Genomic DNA, 16,678 nt, shown 5'->3' with positions numbered 1-16,678 from the left:
GCGGTTACCAGATCGCCTCGACCCACTCCGGGTGGTCGATGAACGGGTTGCGGTTGTGCTGGTAGCTGTCGTAGATGACCTGGTTGCGGTTCTCCTCGAAGGCGCTGGGCGGGTCCTGCTCGTTCCACGCCTTGAGGACGGAGAGCTTGCCGATGTACGGGTTGCTGCCGTTGTTGACCTTCTCGTTGGGCTCCAGGTCGGCCCAGCCGTCGTCGCCCTCGTAGCGCACGGCCATGTACAGGATCATGCGGGCCACGTCGCCCTTGTCGGCGTCGCGCGGCTCGAAGGAGTCGGAGTCGACCAGGCTGCCGCCGCCGCCCGACACCGTGGAGCCGCCGTTGTCGAAGTCCAGGTTGCCGCGGACGCTGTTGACCTGGACGTCGGCCGGGCGCAGGTGGTGCAGGTCGGTGCCCGGGCCGGTGGCCTCGCCGAAGTCGCCGTGCGACTTGGCCCAGGTGTGCTCGCGGTTCCAGTCGCCGACGTCACCGCCGTTGAGGGACTTGCTGCGGGAGACGCCGCTGTACAGCAGGATCACGTTGCTGCTGTTGTTCGGGTCCTCGTCGGTCTCCTTGAGCGCGTTCCAGACGGCGGAGTAGGAGATCTTCGTCTGGCTGCTGATGATCGTGTGCAGCGAGGACTTCAGGCTCGTGCCGGTCTTGCCGATCGCGTTCTTGTAGTACGTCGTGTCGTAGTCGGTCGTGGTGGCGGTGGCGTCGGCCGCCGTCAGGGCGGGGGCGGTGAGGGCGGTCAGCACGGCCGCCGTGGCGAGGGCCAGGGCGCGGTGGCGGGGTCTGGGGATGCGGATCGCGAGCATGTGGGGTGTCCGATCTACGCGGGTTGCACGGACGGGATACCCGGAGGGTGGCATGGACATGTAGAGCATGTGGTGTACATGACGTGTCGATCGTGTGACGACGGCCCCTCGATCCGGTGGTCGAGGGGCCGTCGTGCCAGGCGTGGTGCGGTACCGGTCAGTTCACGTCGGAGGCGTCCAGTCGGTAGAGGCCCGAAGCACCGTCGACGTCCGTGACCTCGGTGCCGTTCTTCTGCACCCACTCGGTGACCTCGGTGCTGAGCGTGCTGCCGCCGCCCATGCCCCCGCCGCCCATGCCGCCGCTGGAGACCTGGATGTAGTGCAACTGCCCGCTCTTGACCAGCTCCTTGAGCTTGGCGAGGGTCATCGCCTTGTCGCTGCCGGACCAGCCCCACATGGAGATGACCGGCTCACCGCTGCTGAGGACGAGCTGCGCGGCGCTCTGCGAGCTGGAGACGGCGAGCAGCCAAGTGGCGCCGTCCTGGTGCTTCTTGAGGTAGGAGATCAGCTCGGTACTGGCACTGCCGCCCATGCCGCCGCCCATGCCTCCGCCGCCTGTCTGACCGCCCGTCTGACCGCCCGTCTGGCCGTCGGCGCCGCTCGGGGGCGTGCCGCCCGCCTCCGCCGTACCACTGGGAGCCGTACCGCCGGGAGCCGTACCGCCGCCCTGCGGCATCTCCCCACCGCCCGGCACCTCGCCGCCGCCGGGGAAACCGCCGGCCGCCTGGCCGCCCTGCTCGGAGCCGCCCGGCAGCTGGCCGCCGGGGCCGCCGCCCTGGCCGCCGCCGCCCGGACCGCCCATGCCGCTGCCCGTCGTCGGACCGGCGGTCGGGTTGGTGCCGCCCATGCCGCCGCCCGAGCCGGACGGCACCGACCAGGCGTACGCCGCCGGACCCGCCACCGAGGCGACCACGGCCGCGGCGACGGAGACCGCCAGCAGCCGGATGCGCCGGCCGGAGCGGAAGACCAGCAGGCCGGCGATGGCCAGCGCCATCACCACCGCGATGGCCGGCCACAGCCAGCTGTTCCACCCCGAGGCCCGGCGCAGCAGCACGACCGCCCACACCCCGGTGACCGCGAGGGCCAGCGGCAGCACCCACGCCCACCGCCGGCCGGCGCGGAAGACGCGCAGCAGCATCACGCCGCCGCCTCCGCACAGCGCCGCGATGCCGGGGGCGAGGGCGGTGGTGTAGTACGGGTGCATGGTGCCCTCGGCCATGCTGAAGGTCAGGAAGTGCAGGACCGTCCAGCCGCCCCACAGCACCAGCGCGGCCCGGGTGAGGTCGGTGCGCGGGGCCCGCCCGCACAGCACCAGGCCGGCGACGAGCGCGATGCCCGCGAAGGGCAGCAGCCAGGAGATCTGGCCGCCGAGCACGTCGTTGAACATCCGGCCGATCCCGGCGGTCCCGGCGAAGCTGCCGCCGCCGCCCCCGCCGTTGCCCTCGCCGCCGAAGACCCGGCCGAGGCCGTTGTACCCCATGATCAGGTCCCAGGCCGTGCCGTCCGTCGAACCGCCGATGTACGGCCGGTCGTCGGCGGGCACCAGCGAGACGGCCGCCGCCCACCAGAAACTGGCGACGGCCAGCACGACCGCGGCCAGCACCAGGTTCCGCACCCGCTGCGCCCAGCCGAGCCGGGAGGCGTACACGTACACCAGGAACACGGCGGGCAGGGCGATGTAGCCCTGGAGCATCTTGGTGTTGAAGGCGAGCCCGAAGCAGACCGCGGCGCCCAGCAGGGGCTGCAGCCGGTCGGTGCGCGTCGCCCGCAGCCCGAGGGCCGCGCCGCTCACCATCAGGAACACCAGCAGGGTGTCGGGGTTGTTGTCCCGGTTGATGGCGACGGTGATCGGGGTGAGGGCGAGCACCAGCGCGGCGACCGTCGCCGCGCCGTGGCCCCACACCCGCTTGACGGACGCGTGCAGGATCCAGATCGTCGCCAGCGCGGCCACGATCATCGGCGCCATCATCTGCCAGGTGCCGTATCCGAGGACGCGGCACGACAGGCCCATGACCATCAGCGCCAGCGGCGGCTTGTCGACGGTGAGGAAGTTCCCCGCGTCCAGCGAACCGAAGAACCACGCCTTCCAGCTCTCCGTGCCGCTGAGCACGGCGGCGCTGTAGAAGCTGTTCAGGCCGGAGGAGGACAGGTTCCAGGAGTACAGCGCCGCCGCCAGGACGAGGATCGCCACAAGGGCGGGCGACGACCAGCGGGGCGCGGCGGACCCGTCACCGGGCCGCGCGGCGGGTGTCGCGGCGGGCGCGGACGCGGGGGCGGGCGCGGGGGCCGGGGGAAGTGGATCGGTGGCAGAGGTCACCAGAACACCCTCCACACGCGCGATGAGCGCGGACTGTCCCCCGCCTGGGAGCAGTCTGTGAATCGGCCGGTCAGGGGGCGGTGGCGCCCCACGGTGCGAGCAGATCACCCAGCAACGCGCCGAAGGCCCGGTCCAGGGCGCCCTCCGCCTCCTCGTCACCGGCGGCCTCGGGGCTGAGGGCGGCCGGCCGCGCGACCCAGAGGATCTTCCAGGCCCGGGATGCCAGCGCGGGATCGCCCCCCACCCCGCCGTACGGGACCAGCGGATACAGCAGGTCGTGGACCAGTTCCGTCGCCGCGTGGACCAGCGGGCCGTCGGTCGCGGTGTGCGCCCGCGCGAACGCGGCGGGGGAGGACCGGGCGACCGCCGCCGTCGTCGGGTGCCGGCGGACGAGCCGTACGGCCTGGGACAACTGTCCGCCGATACCCGCGACGGTGCCGTCGCTGGGGTGGGTGCGGTCCGCCACGGTGAAGACGTGCGCCAGCTCGGCCCGCAGCGCGAGCAGGTGCAGCGCGGAGGCGGAACGCCAGTTGTCGTAGAGGAAGTTGCGCGAGGTTCCGCACGCGCGGGCGATGGCGGCGAGGGACACGTCCAGGCCGTCGGACCGCATGAGCGCGCGTACGGCGTCGATCACGTGCCGGGTGCTGTGGGGGTTGCTTCCCCAGGTGGCTGCCGCAGTCATGCACCCATCGTCGGAAAAGCGTGAGCAGGTGGGAGGTGAATGCCAGGAAGGCGCTCAAATGAGTGAGGGGAGGACAGCAGGGAGGGACTTGTTCGCGTTTTTCCTGACCAGGCCATGGTGCCGTCGGAGTCCGCAGCCGAACTCCCCTCCGCGTTCGGCCACACTCACCGCCTCCACCGCGGTGACGTCTCGCGTCGGCGATCACGGCGAGCGTGTCGTCGGCGAGCCGGCGGAGGGTGCAGGGGCCGGCCAGATGGCGCGGGCGGCTCCACCCGCGGAAGCCGACAGGGAGCGTGTCGCGTTCCGCGAGGCGGCCGACGACGAGGTCCCAGGTGCGGGCGGAGCCACCCCAGTAGTGCGGGAAGACCAGGGTCGGTCCGGTTCCCGGCCGGTGGTCGTGAGCGGGCAGCGGCGACTGCCGCGTCGTGGTCGTCGTGACTCTCCCGATCAGGGTTATGGGGCGGTTGTCCTGTGCGTTCGTCGAACCCCTTCCGCTGTGCCGGGGCATTGGCGCGACGGGGCGCCCGATGGCGGAAAACGGACAGGCGACCGTGATCCGGCACATGGCCTACCAGCCCGTCGAGCGCGGTGCCGCCACTGTCGAGACCATGACGTTCGGCCGCCTTCGCGAGCTGAACGACGGCGGGACACCGCGCGCCGACTTCCACGTCCTCGCCGTCGTCGATGCCGGGCACGGAGCCGTCACCGTGGACCTCCTCCGGTACCGGCTCCAGGAGCGGTCCGCGGTGCGGGTCGCTCCCGGAGCCGGGCACCGATGGGACGACATCGCCGGCGTGACCGGGCACGTCGTGCTGTTCGTGCCGACCGCGCCGGTCACCCACGCCACCCGGGAGCTGGCCGCCTCCCCGGACCTGGTCGCACACTGGCGCGTTCCCGACGCCGACTGGCCGTTCGTCGACACCGCGCGCGGCCCTCTTCTCCTCGAAGCATCCGCCCGGGGACATCCCGACGGAGCTGCCCGGGATCCTGGTCCCCGCGCTCATCACCCGGCTCCGGCCTCCCCACGCCGGGACACGGCCGGTCAATCCGGTGTTCCGGTTGTTCCGGTTGTTCCGGCTGTTCCGGCTGTTCCGGTCCAGCGTCGAAGCGCACTTCCGGGGACACCACGACGCCGGCTACTACGCCGGGCACTGGGACACGCGCCCCGCACCCCCTCAAGAGCGGTGCGGCAGGCCACGGGCCGCACCGCGAAGGCGTACATCGTCGACCGGACCGGATCGTCCTGAAGGCCAGACGGCTCCTCGCGCACGACCGCCTCACCGCGGCCACCTGCGCCCACGCGCTCGGCTTCCCCGACGCCTCCGACTTCTCGCTGTTCTTCCAGGGAACGGCAGGCGTGCGCCCGGGGGCGTGGCAGGCGACGGTGACCGTCGGGTGAGGGGGTGTGCGAGGTGGCTGCCGCAGTCAGGCACCCGCCGCCGGGAAAACGTGAGCAGGCGGGGGGTGAGTGTCAGGGAGGCGCTCGGATGAGCGGGGGAAGGACGATGGGGCGCGAATTGCTCACGTTCCTTGTGAGCGGTGTGGTGACGGGGCGGGGTGGTCGCTGGGCCGCCTCGAAATCGCTGGACGGCCCACGGGCCGGTCGGCGAGCATCCGCAGGTGACAGATGACGCTGATCGCCGTGTCCCGTCCGTGCGGAGCCCGAAGCGTGTCCGCTTCGCGGAGTTGTCCGGCGAGGCGATGTCCGCCCTGCTCGACGGCGACCTGTCCGAGGCGGGCAGGCTGGCCGGGGTCCCGCTGACGGACTACTTCCTGACCGACAGGGCGCGGTGGCTGTGGCGGTACCGGCTCGGCCAGATGGCCGCCGATCCGCGCGGTGCGCGGTGGATGGTGCGGCAGGCGGTCATCGGCGACGGGGGCCTCGTCGTCGGACACGCCGGGTTCCACGGACCGCCCGACGAGGCCGGCATGGTCGAGATCGGCTACTCCGTCGCCCCTGGCTTCCGCCGCCGGGGATACGCCCGTTCCACGCTGGTCGAGCTGCTGCGCAGGGCGGCGGCCGAGACGACGGTGACGACCGTACGGGCGACGATCAGCCCCGACAACACGGCCTCCCTGGCCACGATCGCGGGCTTCGGCTTCGTCGAAACCGGAGAACAGTGGGACGAGGAGGACGGCCGCGAACTCGTCTTCGAGGTCCCTGCCCGCCGGTTCCGATCCACGTGACGCCGGTGCCTGCGGCGCTACTGGGGCTCGGGCAACCGCCCGCCTGTCACGGCCCCGACGAACGCCGTCCATTCCGACGGCCGGAACACCAGGGCGGGGCCGTCAGCCACCTTGGAGTCCCGCACGGGGACGCCGCCGTCCCAGCCGTCCAGTACTTCCAGGCAACTCCCGGCGGTGGAATCGCTGTAGGAGGACTTCCGCCACCCCTTCAGTGCCGTTGCGTTCCGCGTCGTCTTGTCAGTCATGGCGCGCATGCTCCTTTGCGGTCGACCGGGCCTACCTGTGCCTGGGCGGGCATCAACTGCTGACTCGCCTTTACTGCTGAGAGGGCAGCCCTCCGTCCCTCACGGCCCCGACGAACGCCGCCCACTGCGACGGCCGGAAGACCAGGGCGGGCCCGTCAGGCACCTTGGAGTCCCGCACGGGGACGCCGCCGTCCCAGCCGTCCAGTACTTCGAGGCAACTCCCGGCCTGATCATTGCTGTAGGAGGACTTGCGCCAGCCCTCCAGTCTCCCGGCCGCGCGTACGGTTACGTCAGTCATGGCGTCCATAATCCCTTGCGGTCGCCCTAAGTAAAGCGAGCGTCTCCCTGAGCGGCAGCGCGTTGCCCAGTGTGAAGTCGAAGCGGTGCTGTAGTTCCTGCACCACCGACGGGGCATCGTGCAGCTTGCCCATATACAGGCCCTCCCCGTAGGCCACCGGTGGCTGGTCTTTGAACCACATCAGCGTGAGCATGTTGTTGAGAAGGGGATGTCCGCCTGTGGTGAACGGCACGACATGCAGCTGAATTCGTCCGGCCTCCGCGAGTTGAACCAGATGGCCGATCTGTTCCGCCATGACGTCCGGCCCACCGATGCGACGGTGGAGGACCGACTCGTCGAGCAGCGCCCACACTGCGGGCGTGAGGGGGTCGTGAAGGATCTTCGCGCGCTGAAGGCGAGTGACAACGCGCTTGTCACACTCTTCCGCGCTCACTCGGGGGAAGGACCTGTCCAGAACCGCACGCGCGTACCTCTCGGTCTGGAGAATGCCCGGGACGAACGACAGGGCGAACTCCCGAATCATCACCGCCTGTTGTTCGAGCAGCCGCACCGCCTCGAAGTAGTCGGCGACCGCCGGTTCCTCGCCCGGCAGAAAGGTGCTCAGCACGTTCCCCGTGTTGAGGACCGCGTCGAGGCGCCGCGCGTCCTCCAGCGACGGCATGCGACGACCCGCCTCGATATGCGCGATGTGCGACCGCGTCATCAGGGCCAGGTCGGCCAGTTGCTGCTGCGTCAGCCCGGCCGCCTCCCGCTGCTGCCTGAGCCAGTTGCCGTAGGTGTTGCTCATCCGTGCGACCCCCGCGTGACAAAGGAACCGGCACATCCGTCCCTCTGGCGAGCCTAGCCGCGACCACTCCACCCTGTGAGGGCTTCGCTACACAAAGCGAACCCCCGCGACCGTCGCACCGGCCCGGGGGCATGGCCACCGACCGACCTCACGGAGCCGATGAACGTGCGTCACCGTACCGCCCGCCGGGCCTGGCTGCCCCTGCTTCTGTTGCTCGACCTCCTCCTCCCCGCCACCGGACGGCGCCGCCGCCGACGGCGCCCCGCACCCGCGACGTACGCCCCCGCCCCCGTCCCACCCCGGCCCCGCCCCGCGGAACCGCTCCTGCGCGGCGAGGACAACGCCCTGGTCCGCCCCTACCTGAAGGCCCTGGAGGCGGTCCGATGACCGACAGCCCCGGTACGCCCCGCCGCCTGCCCTGGACCGGCCCCGACGGCAAGCCCGCCTACCTGCTGACCGACGGGACCGGGCCCCTGTCCCGGCTCGTCGACGCCGTCGACGCGCAGCAACTGGAGATGGCGGGGCGGTTGCTCGACCACGCCGCCGACATGCTGAACGACGACAGCGCGACCTCCGACCAGCTCCGCCACCTGCTGACGTGCATGTACGACGCGCTGACCGACGTACACCGCATCGCGGAGCACCGGCGCGCAGCGGACCGCTGACCTCACCTCCGCCAGAACAGGTGGTGCGTCACGCCGCTCGGACTCGGCACCACCTCCAGGTGGTACCGGTCGAGCAGGTCCTCGGGGGAGTCCCACAGGCGCAGGCCGGAGCCGAGTTCCACCGGTGAGACGGCCACGTGCAGCGTGTCGACGAGACCGGCCGCCAGGAACTCCCGCACGGTGGTGACCCCGCCGCCGAGCCGGACGTCCCGGCCCCGCGCGGCCTGCCGGGCCCGTTCCAGGACGGCGGCCGGGTCGCCGGCCACGAAGTGGAACGTGGTGTCGGAGAGGGTGATCGAGGGGCGTTCGTGGTGGGTCAGGACGAACACCGGGGTGTGGAACGGCGGCTCGTCGCCCCACCACCCCTGCCAGTCCAGGTCGGTCCACGGCCCGCGCTGGGGGCCGAACTTGTTGCGGCCCATGATCTCCGCGCCGATGTTCCGCGCGAAGTCCCGGGTGAAACAGTCGTCCAGGCCGCGGCTGCCCCCGGGATCGGTACGCATCGGCCAGCTCGCCGTGGCACCGGCCCAGGAGAACAGCCGCTCGGCCCCGGGCAGCCCGAACGGGTTCTCCAGGCTCTGCCGTTCCCCGGCGGCGATCCCGTCGGCCGAGACGTTGAAGTTCATGACTCTGAGCAGCTGGCTCATCTGTTCCTCCGGTTCCGCGCGCCCGTGCGCGCTCCTGGTGCCGCCACCCGTACGTCGAACGGCGGCGCACCGGATCGACAACGGCCCGCGAGTTTCTCTTCGCGCCCACCCGACGTCACCCGACCGCCGTACCGTGCCGCCATGCACCCGAAGACTCTGCGCACCGCGCTCGCCACCGTCACCGCCGGCCTGGCCGCCGCCACCTGCCTCACGACCGCCGGACCCGCCGCCGCGTCACCCGCGGCGGCGCCCGCGGCGTCCGGCATCGCGGCGCGGAACGCCTGCTCGTCCTCCGTGGCCATCGAAGGCTTCTCCGACGCCCTCGACAAGACGACCTACGAGGGCACCTACGTCGGCAACTTCTCCGCGCTGGCCACCGACCGCCACGGCACGATCGCCGCGCTGTCCGACCGGTCCTCCCTCTTCCGGCTGGACGAGGACACCCTCCGGCCGACGTCCGTCGTCGCGCTCGCCGACGAGAGCGGTGCCGCGCTGGACAGCGAGGGACTCGTCGTCGACAAGGACGGCACGTACCTCGTCTCCTCCGAGACGGAGCCGTCGATCCGCCGCTACTCCCGTACCGGCGAGATCCTCGACACCCTCCCCGTACCGGACGCGCTGCGCACCACGCCCGCGGGCCGGGGGCAGTCCAACGGGACGTTCGAGGCGCTCACCCTGCTGCCCGACGGCCGGACCCTGGTCGCGTCGATGGAGTACGCCCTCTCCGGCGACGACACGAACCTGGTCCGGGTCCAGACCTGGCAGCGGAAGAAGGACGGCGGTTTCCGGCTGGGCGCGCAGTACGCCTACCAGGTCGACGCCGGTCTCGGCGTGCCCGAGGTCACCGCGGTGCCGGACGGGCGGCTGCTGGTGCTGGAGCGCGGCTTCACCTCCGGCGTCGGCAACACCGTCCGCCTCTACCTGGCCGACGCGCGCCGGGCCACGGACGTCGGCGGGACCGAGACCCTGACCGCCGGGCGGCACGGCCTGCGGACGGTGAAGAAGACCCTGCTGGCCGACATCGCCGCCTGCCCCTCCCTCGGCGCCACCGCCAAGCAGCCCCAGCCCAACCCGCTCCTCGACAACATCGAGGGCATGGCGGTCACCGGCCGCGCCAAGGGCCGCCTCGACGTGCTCCTGGTCAGCGACGACAACCAGAACGCCACCCAGACCACCCGCTTCTACCGGCTGCGCGTGCGGGTCTGACCGGCACGGGACGACCGGCACGGAATTGTTGCGGCGGGATGAAATCCCGCCCGGTCCGCGTTGGTGCCTTCCGGCAGATCAGCACAACCGGAAGGCACGGCGTGGACGCGCGACGGGGATGGGCACGACGACTGGCGGGCTACGCCTGGCGCTACCCGAAGGACGTCGTGCTGGCCCTGGGCGCCTCGCTGGGCGGCATGGCCGTCATGGCGCTGGTCCCGCTGATCACCAAGGTGATCATCGACGACGTCATCGGGGACAAGAGCAGGTCCATGGCCACCTGGGCCGGGCTGCTGGTCGGCGCGGCGGTCGTCGTCTACGGGCTGGCCTTCCTGCGGCGCTACTACGGCGGGCGGCTCGCCCTGGACGTCCAGCACGACCTGCGGACCGACATGTACGACGCCATCACGCGGCTGGACGGGCGGCGGCAGGACGAGCTGTCCACCGGGCAGGTGGTCGGGCGGGCGACCAGCGACCTCCAGCTGATCCAGAGCCTGCTGTTCATGCTGCCGATGACCATCGGCAACGTGCTGCTGTTCCTGATCTCCCTGGTGGTCATGGCGTGGCTGTCGCCGCCGCTCACCCTGGTCGCGCTCGCGGTCGCGCCGGCGCTGTGGTTCATCGCCCGCCGCAGCCGCTCCCGGCTGCACCCGGCCACCTGGTACGCGCAGGCCCAGGCGGCGGCCGTCGCGGGCGTGGTCGACGGCGCCGTCAGCGGCGTACGGGTGGTGAAGGGGTTCGGGCAGGAGGAGCAGGAGACCGGGAAGCTGCGGCGGATCGGACGGAAGCTGTTCGCGGCGCGGCTGCGGACCATCCGGCTGAACGCCGCCTACACCCCGGCCCTCCAGGCGGTGCCCGCCCTCGGCCAGGTGGCCATGCTGGCCCTCGGCGGCTGGCTGGCCGTGCACGGGCACATCACGCTGGGCACCTTCGTCGCCTTCTCCACCTACCTCGCCCAGCTCGTCGGCCCGGTCCGGATGCTCGCCATGGTCCTCACCGTCGCCCAGCAGGCCCGCGCCGGCACCGAACGCGTCCTGGAGCTGATCGACACCGAGCCGGTGATCGAGGACGGCACCCTGGAACTGCCGGCCGACGCGCCGGCGACCGTCGAGTTCGACGGCGTGTCCTTCGGGTACGACCCCGAGCGGCCTGTTCTCGACGGGCTCTCCTTCGAGATCCGGGCCGGCGAGACCCTCGCCGTCGTCGGCGCCTCCGGCTCCGGCAAGTCCACCGTCTCCCTCCTCCTGCCGCGCTTCTACGACGTGGACCGCGGCGCCGTCCTCGTCGGCGGGCACGACGTGCGCGAGCTGACCCTGCGGTCGCTGCGGGCCGCGATCGCGCCGGTCCCGGAGGACTCGTTCCTCTTCTCCGACACCGTCCGCGCCAACATCGCCTACGGCCGCCCCGACGCGAGCGACGAGGAGGTCGAGGCCGCCGCCCGTGCCGCGCAGGCCGACGGGTTCATCCGGGAGCTGCCCGACGGGTACGACACCACCGTCGGCGAACACGGCCTGACCCTCTCCGGCGGCCAGCGCCAGCGCGTCGCGCTCGCCCGCGCGCTGCTCGCGAACCCCCGGCTGCTGGTCCTGGACGACGCCACCTCCGCCGTCGACGCCCGCGTGGAGCACGAGATCCACGAGGCGCTGCGGGAGGCCATGCGCGGCCGCACCACGCTGCTGATCGCGCACCGCCGCTCCACCCTGAACCTCGCCGACCGCATCGCCGTCCTCGACGCCGGCCGCCTCGCCGACATCGGCACCCACGAGGAACTCCAGGAGCGCTGCGCCCTCTACCGTCGGCTGCTGACCGACCCCGGCGAGCTGGGCGCCGTGTCCCCCGGTCACACCGTCCGCTCCACCGAACCGGCCGAGGACACCTCCGTACGGGACGAACTGGACGCCGAGTTCGACGCCGGACGCGGCATCACCCCCCGCCTGTGGACCGGGGAGCGCGAGCCGCGCGACGCCGCCCTCGCGGGCACCCCGGCCACCCCCGAACTGCTCGCCCGGGTCGCGGCGCTCCCGCCCGCCACCGGCACCCCGGACATCGACGAGGAGCAGGCGGTGCGGCCCGAGGACTCCTACGGGCTGCGCCGCCTGCTGCGCGGCTTCGGCCGCCCCCTCCTGCTCAGCCTCGCCCTGGTCGCCGTCGACGCCGGCATGGGCCTGCTGCTGCCGGTCCTCATCCGGCACGGCATCGACGACGGCGTCACCCGGCTCGCCCTCGGCGCGGTCTGGACCGCCTCGCTGCTCGGCCTGCTCGCCGTGCTGGCGCAGTGGTGCGCGCAGAGCGGCGAGATCCGGATGACCGGACGGACGGGGGAGCGGGTCCTGTACGCGCTGCGCCTGAAGATCTTCGCCCAGCTCCAGCGCCTCGGCCTCGACTACTACGAGCGTGAGCTGACCGGGCGGATCATGACCCGGATGACGACGGACGTGGACGCGCTGTCGACGTTCCTGCAGACGGGGCTGGTCACGGCGTTCGTGTCCGTGGTCACCTTCTTCGGCATCATGGCCGTGCTGCTGGCGCTCGACCTCCAGCTCGCCCTCGTCGTCTTCGCCACCCTGCCCCCGCTGGTCATCGGCACGTACTTCTTCCGCCGGGCGAGCGTGAAGGCGTACGAGCTGGCCCGCGAGCGGGTCTCCGTGGTCAACGCCGACCTCCAGGAGACGGTGGCGGGGCTGCGGATCGTGCAGGCGTTCGGGCGGGAGCGGGACGGCGGGCGGCGGTTCGCCGAGCGCAGCCGCGGCTACCGTCAGGCGCGGGTGCGGGGGCAGCTGCTGATCTCCGTCTACTTCCCGTTCGTCCAGCTGCTGGCGTCCCTCGCCGCGGCGGCCGTGCTCGTCGTCGGCGGCGGACGGATCGACGACGCGACCCTGACCACCGGCGCGCTGGTGGCGTACCTGCTCTACATCGACCTGTTCTTCGCCCCCGTGCAGCAGCTCTCCCAGGTCTTCGACGGCTACCAGCAGGCGTCCGTCTCGCTCGGCCGCATCCAGGAGCTGCTGCGCGTGCCGACCTCGACGAAGGCCGCCGAGCATCCCCTCGACGTGCCGTCGCTGCGGGGCGAGATCGCCTTCGAGGGCGTGCGCTTCGCGTACGGGGCGGAGGAGGAGGCCATCGGCGGCGTGGACCTGCGCATCCCGGCCGGGCAGACCGTCGCCTTCGTCGGCGAGACCGGCGCCGGCAAGTCGACACTGGTCAAGCTGGTCGCCCGGTTCTACGACCCGACCGAGGGACGGGTCACCGTCGACGGGCACGACCTGCGCGACCTCGACCTGGCCGCCTACCGGCACCGCCTCGGCGTCGTCCCGCAGGAGGCGTACCTCTTCCCCGGCACCGTCCGGGACGCCATCGCCTACGGCCGCCCCGACGCCACCGACGCCGAGGTGGAGGCGGCGGCCCGCGCGGTCGGCGCCCACGAGATGATCGCCACCCTGGACGGCGGCTACCTGCACGAGGTCGCCGAACGCGGCCGCAACCTCTCCGCCGGGCAGCGCCAGCTGATCGCGCTGGCCCGCGCCGAACTCGTCGACCCCGACATCCTGCTCCTCGACGAGGCGACCGCCGCCCTCGACCTGGCCACCGAGGCCCAGGTCGACCAGGCCGCCGACCGAATCGCCGGACGGCGCACGACCCTCGTCGTCGCGCACCGGCTGACCACGGCCGCCCGTGCCGACCGGGTCGTGGTGATGGACGGCGGGCGGGTCGCCGAGGACGGCACCCACGAGGAACTGCTGGCCCGCGGCGGGCTGTACGCCCGGCTGTGGCACGCCTTCCTCGGCGTCCCCGAACCGGAGGAACCGGTCGGGGTCGCCTGAGCGTCGTACACCTGTACGTCAGTGGGCGCCGTACGCGGCAGTACGCATCCGCACAGGCGGTACGCACCCGCACGCGGTAGTACGCGCCCGCACGCAGTAGTACACACCCGTACGCATCCGCGCGCGTCCGTACGCGGTCACGCGCAGTCGTACGGGTGCGTGGGCAGCCGTACTCGGCCGTGGGCGGCCGTACGCAGTCCTGCCGGTTCGTACACGGAGTCCTACGGAGGGGACGGCGATGGGTGAGCGCCCTGGTGCACGCAGACGGCTGGCGCTCGGCGCGGCGGTCCTGACCGCGGCCGGACTGCTCACCGTCGCCGCGCCGCAGGAGGCCCGGGCGGCGGCCCCCTGCCCGGGCCGCAAGGTCCGCACGCTCCCGTTCGCCACCGGCTCGGCCGTCGTCTACAGACGCGACGGGTACGTCTGCGCCGTCACCCTCCCGAAGAACCCCGGTACCAAGCGGAAGATGTCGGTCAGTCTGCGGGCGCGCGGCGGCCGGCCGGTCGTCGACGAGGGGCGGTACGCCTACCGGGCCGGGCCCGTGACGGTGTACGCCGGGCAGCGCTGCGTGTGGGTGAAGGGCAAGGTGGGGTCCGAATCGGTCAGCTCCGGCTGGATCCTGTGCTGAGGCACAGGCTTCTGCTAGCTTCCGGCGGACGTCAGTTACCCAGGGAGGGTGCATGCGCAAGGCGCTCAGATGGCTGCTGGCGCTGGCGGTGCTCATAGGCACCGCCGGCACGGCCCAGGCGGCCACCGCCTCCCCCACGCTCGACTTCGCTCGCGCGGGGGGACCCCCATCGCCGGAAGCCGTCGACATCAAGGACCGGCTGCTCGCCGTACCGGGAATGAGCCTGATCGAGGAGAAGCCGTACCCCGGTTACCGCTTCTTCGTCCTGAACTACACCCAGCCGATCGACCACCGGCACCCGTCCGAGGGCACCTTCCAGCAGCGGATCACCGTGCTGCACAAGGACACCGCCCGCCCGACGGTCTTCTACACCAGCGGCTACAGCGTCCTCACCACGCCCAGCCGCCGCGAGCCCACCCAGATCGTGGACGGCAACCAGGTCTCCATGGAGTACCGCTACTTCACCCCGTCCCGGCCCGAGCCGGCCGACTGGTCCAAGCTGGACATCTGGCAGGCCGCCAGCGACCAGCACCGCGTCTTCAAGGCCCTGAAGAAGATCTACTCCGAGAACTGGATCTCCACGGGCGGCTCCAAGGGCGGCATGACCGCCACCTACTACGAGCGCTTCTACCCGCGCGACATGGACGGCGTCGTCGCCTACGTCGCCCCCAACGACGTGGTGAACAGCGAGGACTCGGCCTACGACCGGTTCTTCGAGACGGTCGGCACGGCCGAGTGCCGGGCCCGGCTGAACGGCGTACAGCGCGAGGCACTGGTGCGCCGGGCCCCGCTGGAGGAGAAGTACGCCGCGTACGCGGCCGAGAACGGCTACACCTTCGACACCATCGGCGGCCTGGACCGGGCCTACGAGGCGGTCGTCCTGGACTACGTCTGGGGCTTCTGGCAGTACAGCACCCTGGCGGACTGCGCCGGCATCCCGGCGGACGCGGGGAACGCCACCGACGACGAGCTCTGGACCTCCGTCGACACGATCTCCGGCTTCTCCTTCTACACCGACCAGGGGCTGGCCCCGTACACGCCGTACTACTACCAGGCGGGCACCCAACTGGGCGCGCCCACCATCCACTTCCCGCACATCGAGAAGGAGTACATCCGCTACGGCTACCAGCCGCCGCGCAACTTCGTGCCCCGGGACATCCCGATGCGGTTCCAGCCGTTCGTGATGGACGACGTGGACGCGTGGGTCAAGCGCAACGCCGACCGGATGCTCTTCGTCTACGGCGAGAACGACCCGTGGGGTGCCGAGCCGTTCCGGCTGGGCCGCGGCGCGCGTGACTCGTACGTCTACACCGCTCCCGGCATGAACCACGGCGCCAACGTCGCCGGACTGGTCGCCGAGGAGAAGGCCGCGGCCACGGCCCGCATCCTCGACTGGGCCGGCGTCACCCCGGCGGCCGTCCAGGCCGACCCGTCGACGGCGAAGCCGCTGGCGAAGTACGACACCCGCCTCGACCGCCGGGACGTCGAGCGCGAGCCCGCACTGCGACCGTGACCCACCCGGTGATCCGGTGACCGGGTGAGCCGGCCAGGTGATCCGGTGACCTGGCTGTACCGCCCGGTGAGCCGGCCCGGTGACTCGGCAAGTGATCTGGTGCCCCGGCCCGGTGAGCCTGCGGGCCGGGTCACCGCGTCCGGCCGCTCACAGTGGCCGGGCGCAGCCCACCGGGCGCTCCCCGCCGAGACGGACGTACAGAGCCGTCGCGGCGGGGCAGCGGGCCCGCTCGGTCACCGCGTCGATCACCTCGTACTGCGGCGCCCGCTCGCCCGTGCCCGTGCAGGGCGTCTCCCGGACCTCGTCTCCGCCGGCCTCGTACACGCAGTCCCCGACGATGGTGCGCGGCCCGCCCCCGCCGCCGGGGTCGCCGGGGTGCGGCGGCTGGAGGTTGCGCATGCAGGCGTACCCCCGGGGCACCGCCCCGTCGCCGTCCTCGTCGGCCGAGGGGCGCTGTTCGCTGATGTGCAGTACGAAGTCGGTGGTCGCCGGGCACGGCGGACCGCCCTCCTCCCGGCCGTCGTACCGGGCCACCACCCGCGCCGCCGCCCGCTCGCTGGCGCACGCCACCTCGGTGAAGCTGGTGATGCCGAACGAACTGCACTCGTCGACGCCGAGGAAGACCGCCCCGTACCCGGACGGCCGCACCGCCGTCGGGGAACCCGCCGTCCCGCCGCCCAGCCGCCCGTCCGCCGCGGGCGTCGCCCCGGGCGTGCCCTGGCACGACGTGAGGGCGGCGGTGAGTACGCCGGCCGTCAACACGCCGGTCAGCGCCTTCGTGAGCGCTCGCGTCAGTTCTTCCGCCAGCGCTCTCGTCGGCTCTCTGGTCGGCACTCCTGTCAGCGCCGCGGAGCGTAACGCGGGGCAC

Annotated in this window: 15 protein-coding genes and 2 pseudogenes; 8 read left to right on the top strand and 9 right to left on the bottom strand. The window is 72.2% G+C overall.

Annotated elements, in window-relative coordinates; genetic code table 11:
* Nucleotides 1-4: 4 nt before the first annotated feature.
* From ACY1JF_RS03290 to ACY1JF_RS03275, 4 genes and pseudogenes are all read right to left on the bottom strand, one after another.
* Nucleotides 5-814, bottom strand: coding sequence for an endonuclease I family protein (locus ACY1JF_RS03290; protein ID WP_462703417.1), 810 nt, complete (start codon nucleotides 812-814; stop codon nucleotides 5-7).
* A 157-nt stretch (nucleotides 815-971) separates the two neighbouring features.
* A complete protein-coding gene (locus ACY1JF_RS03285; RefSeq protein ID WP_462703416.1) occupies nucleotides 972-3,131 on the bottom strand; it encodes an ArnT family glycosyltransferase in 2,160 nt (719 codons plus the stop codon).
* A gap of 70 nt (nucleotides 3,132-3,201) precedes the next feature.
* Nucleotides 3,202-3,813, bottom strand: a complete 612-nt coding sequence (locus ACY1JF_RS03280) for a hypothetical protein (RefSeq protein WP_462703415.1) — start codon at nucleotides 3,811-3,813, stop codon at nucleotides 3,202-3,204.
* Between the two features lie 190 nt (nucleotides 3,814-4,003).
* Nucleotides 4,004-4,321, bottom strand: a pseudogene (locus ACY1JF_RS03275) (alpha/beta fold hydrolase); the annotation flags it as partial.
* Nucleotides 4,322-4,340: 19 nt separating this feature from the next.
* Between ACY1JF_RS03275 and ACY1JF_RS03270 the strand changes: the two are divergent.
* A pseudogene (locus ACY1JF_RS03270) lies at nucleotides 4,341-5,212 on the top strand (AraC family transcriptional regulator).
* A gap of 302 nt (nucleotides 5,213-5,514) precedes the next feature.
* Entirely contained in the window at nucleotides 5,515-6,000 is a 486-nt protein-coding gene (locus ACY1JF_RS03265; protein ID WP_462703487.1) for a GNAT family N-acetyltransferase, read from the top strand.
* Between the two features lie 17 nt (nucleotides 6,001-6,017).
* On the opposite strand, the gene ACY1JF_RS03260 is transcribed toward ACY1JF_RS03265, so the two are convergent.
* From ACY1JF_RS03260 to ACY1JF_RS03250, 3 genes are all read right to left on the bottom strand, one after another.
* The gene (locus ACY1JF_RS03260; protein WP_462703414.1) at nucleotides 6,018-6,245 is read right to left on the bottom strand and encodes a DUF397 domain-containing protein; all 228 of its coding nucleotides are present in this window, start codon (nucleotides 6,243-6,245) and stop codon (nucleotides 6,018-6,020) included.
* A 70-nt stretch (nucleotides 6,246-6,315) separates the two neighbouring features.
* On the bottom strand, nucleotides 6,316-6,543 hold the full coding sequence (locus tag ACY1JF_RS03255) for a DUF397 domain-containing protein (protein ID WP_462703413.1): 228 nt from the start codon (nucleotides 6,541-6,543) through the stop codon (nucleotides 6,316-6,318).
* Nucleotides 6,536-7,330, bottom strand: a complete 795-nt coding sequence (locus ACY1JF_RS03250) for a helix-turn-helix domain-containing protein (RefSeq protein WP_462703412.1) — start codon at nucleotides 7,328-7,330, stop codon at nucleotides 6,536-6,538. Before ACY1JF_RS03250 ends, ACY1JF_RS03255 begins: the two co-directional genes overlap by 8 nt.
* A gap of 159 nt (nucleotides 7,331-7,489) precedes the next feature.
* On the opposite strand from ACY1JF_RS03250, the gene ACY1JF_RS03245 reads away from it, so the two are divergent.
* Both ACY1JF_RS03245 and ACY1JF_RS03240 read left to right on the top strand, forming a co-directional pair.
* Entirely contained in the window at nucleotides 7,490-7,717 is a 228-nt protein-coding gene (locus ACY1JF_RS03245) for a hypothetical protein (protein ID WP_403538053.1), read from the top strand.
* A complete protein-coding gene (locus ACY1JF_RS03240) occupies nucleotides 7,714-7,995 on the top strand; it encodes a hypothetical protein (RefSeq protein ID WP_462703411.1) in 282 nt (93 codons plus the stop codon). Before ACY1JF_RS03245 ends, ACY1JF_RS03240 begins: the two co-directional genes overlap by 4 nt.
* Nucleotides 7,996-7,997: 2 nt before the next feature.
* Here the strand turns inward: ACY1JF_RS03240 and ACY1JF_RS03235 are convergent, their stop codons facing one another.
* A complete protein-coding gene (locus ACY1JF_RS03235) occupies nucleotides 7,998-8,642 on the bottom strand; it encodes a dihydrofolate reductase family protein (RefSeq protein WP_462703410.1) in 645 nt (214 codons plus the stop codon).
* Nucleotides 8,643-8,783: 141 nt separating this feature from the next.
* Here ACY1JF_RS03235 and ACY1JF_RS03230 point away from each other — a divergent pair, with 141 nt between their 5' ends.
* The 4 genes from ACY1JF_RS03230 to ACY1JF_RS03215 all read left to right on the top strand — a co-directional run bounded on the left by ACY1JF_RS03230 (nucleotide 8,784) and on the right by ACY1JF_RS03215 (nucleotide 15,810).
* Nucleotides 8,784-9,848, top strand: coding sequence for an esterase-like activity of phytase family protein (locus tag ACY1JF_RS03230; RefSeq protein ID WP_462703409.1), 1,065 nt, complete (start codon nucleotides 8,784-8,786; stop codon nucleotides 9,846-9,848).
* Nucleotides 9,849-9,949: 101 nt separating this feature from the next.
* The gene (locus ACY1JF_RS03225) at nucleotides 9,950-13,669 is read left to right on the top strand and encodes an ABC transporter ATP-binding protein (RefSeq protein WP_462703408.1); all 3,720 of its coding nucleotides are present in this window, start codon (nucleotides 9,950-9,952) and stop codon (nucleotides 13,667-13,669) included.
* A 238-nt stretch (nucleotides 13,670-13,907) separates the two neighbouring features.
* A complete protein-coding gene (locus tag ACY1JF_RS03220) occupies nucleotides 13,908-14,297 on the top strand; it encodes a hypothetical protein (protein ID WP_462703407.1) in 390 nt (129 codons plus the stop codon).
* Nucleotides 14,298-14,349: 52 nt separating this feature from the next.
* On the top strand, nucleotides 14,350-15,810 hold the full coding sequence (locus ACY1JF_RS03215) for a S28 family serine protease (protein WP_462703406.1): 1,461 nt from the start codon (nucleotides 14,350-14,352) through the stop codon (nucleotides 15,808-15,810).
* Nucleotides 15,811-15,957: 147 nt separating this feature from the next.
* On the opposite strand, the gene ACY1JF_RS03210 is transcribed toward ACY1JF_RS03215, so the two are convergent.
* The gene (locus tag ACY1JF_RS03210) at nucleotides 15,958-16,644 is read right to left on the bottom strand and encodes a hypothetical protein (RefSeq protein ID WP_462703405.1); all 687 of its coding nucleotides are present in this window, start codon (nucleotides 16,642-16,644) and stop codon (nucleotides 15,958-15,960) included.
* Nucleotides 16,645-16,678 lie beyond the last annotated feature (34 nt).

The sequence above is a fragment of the Streptomyces sp. SYSU D01066-1 genome (assembly GCF_054956795.1).
The sequence above is the reverse complement of the archived record's forward strand: the minus strand, read 5'-3'. Positions and strand labels throughout refer to the sequence as shown.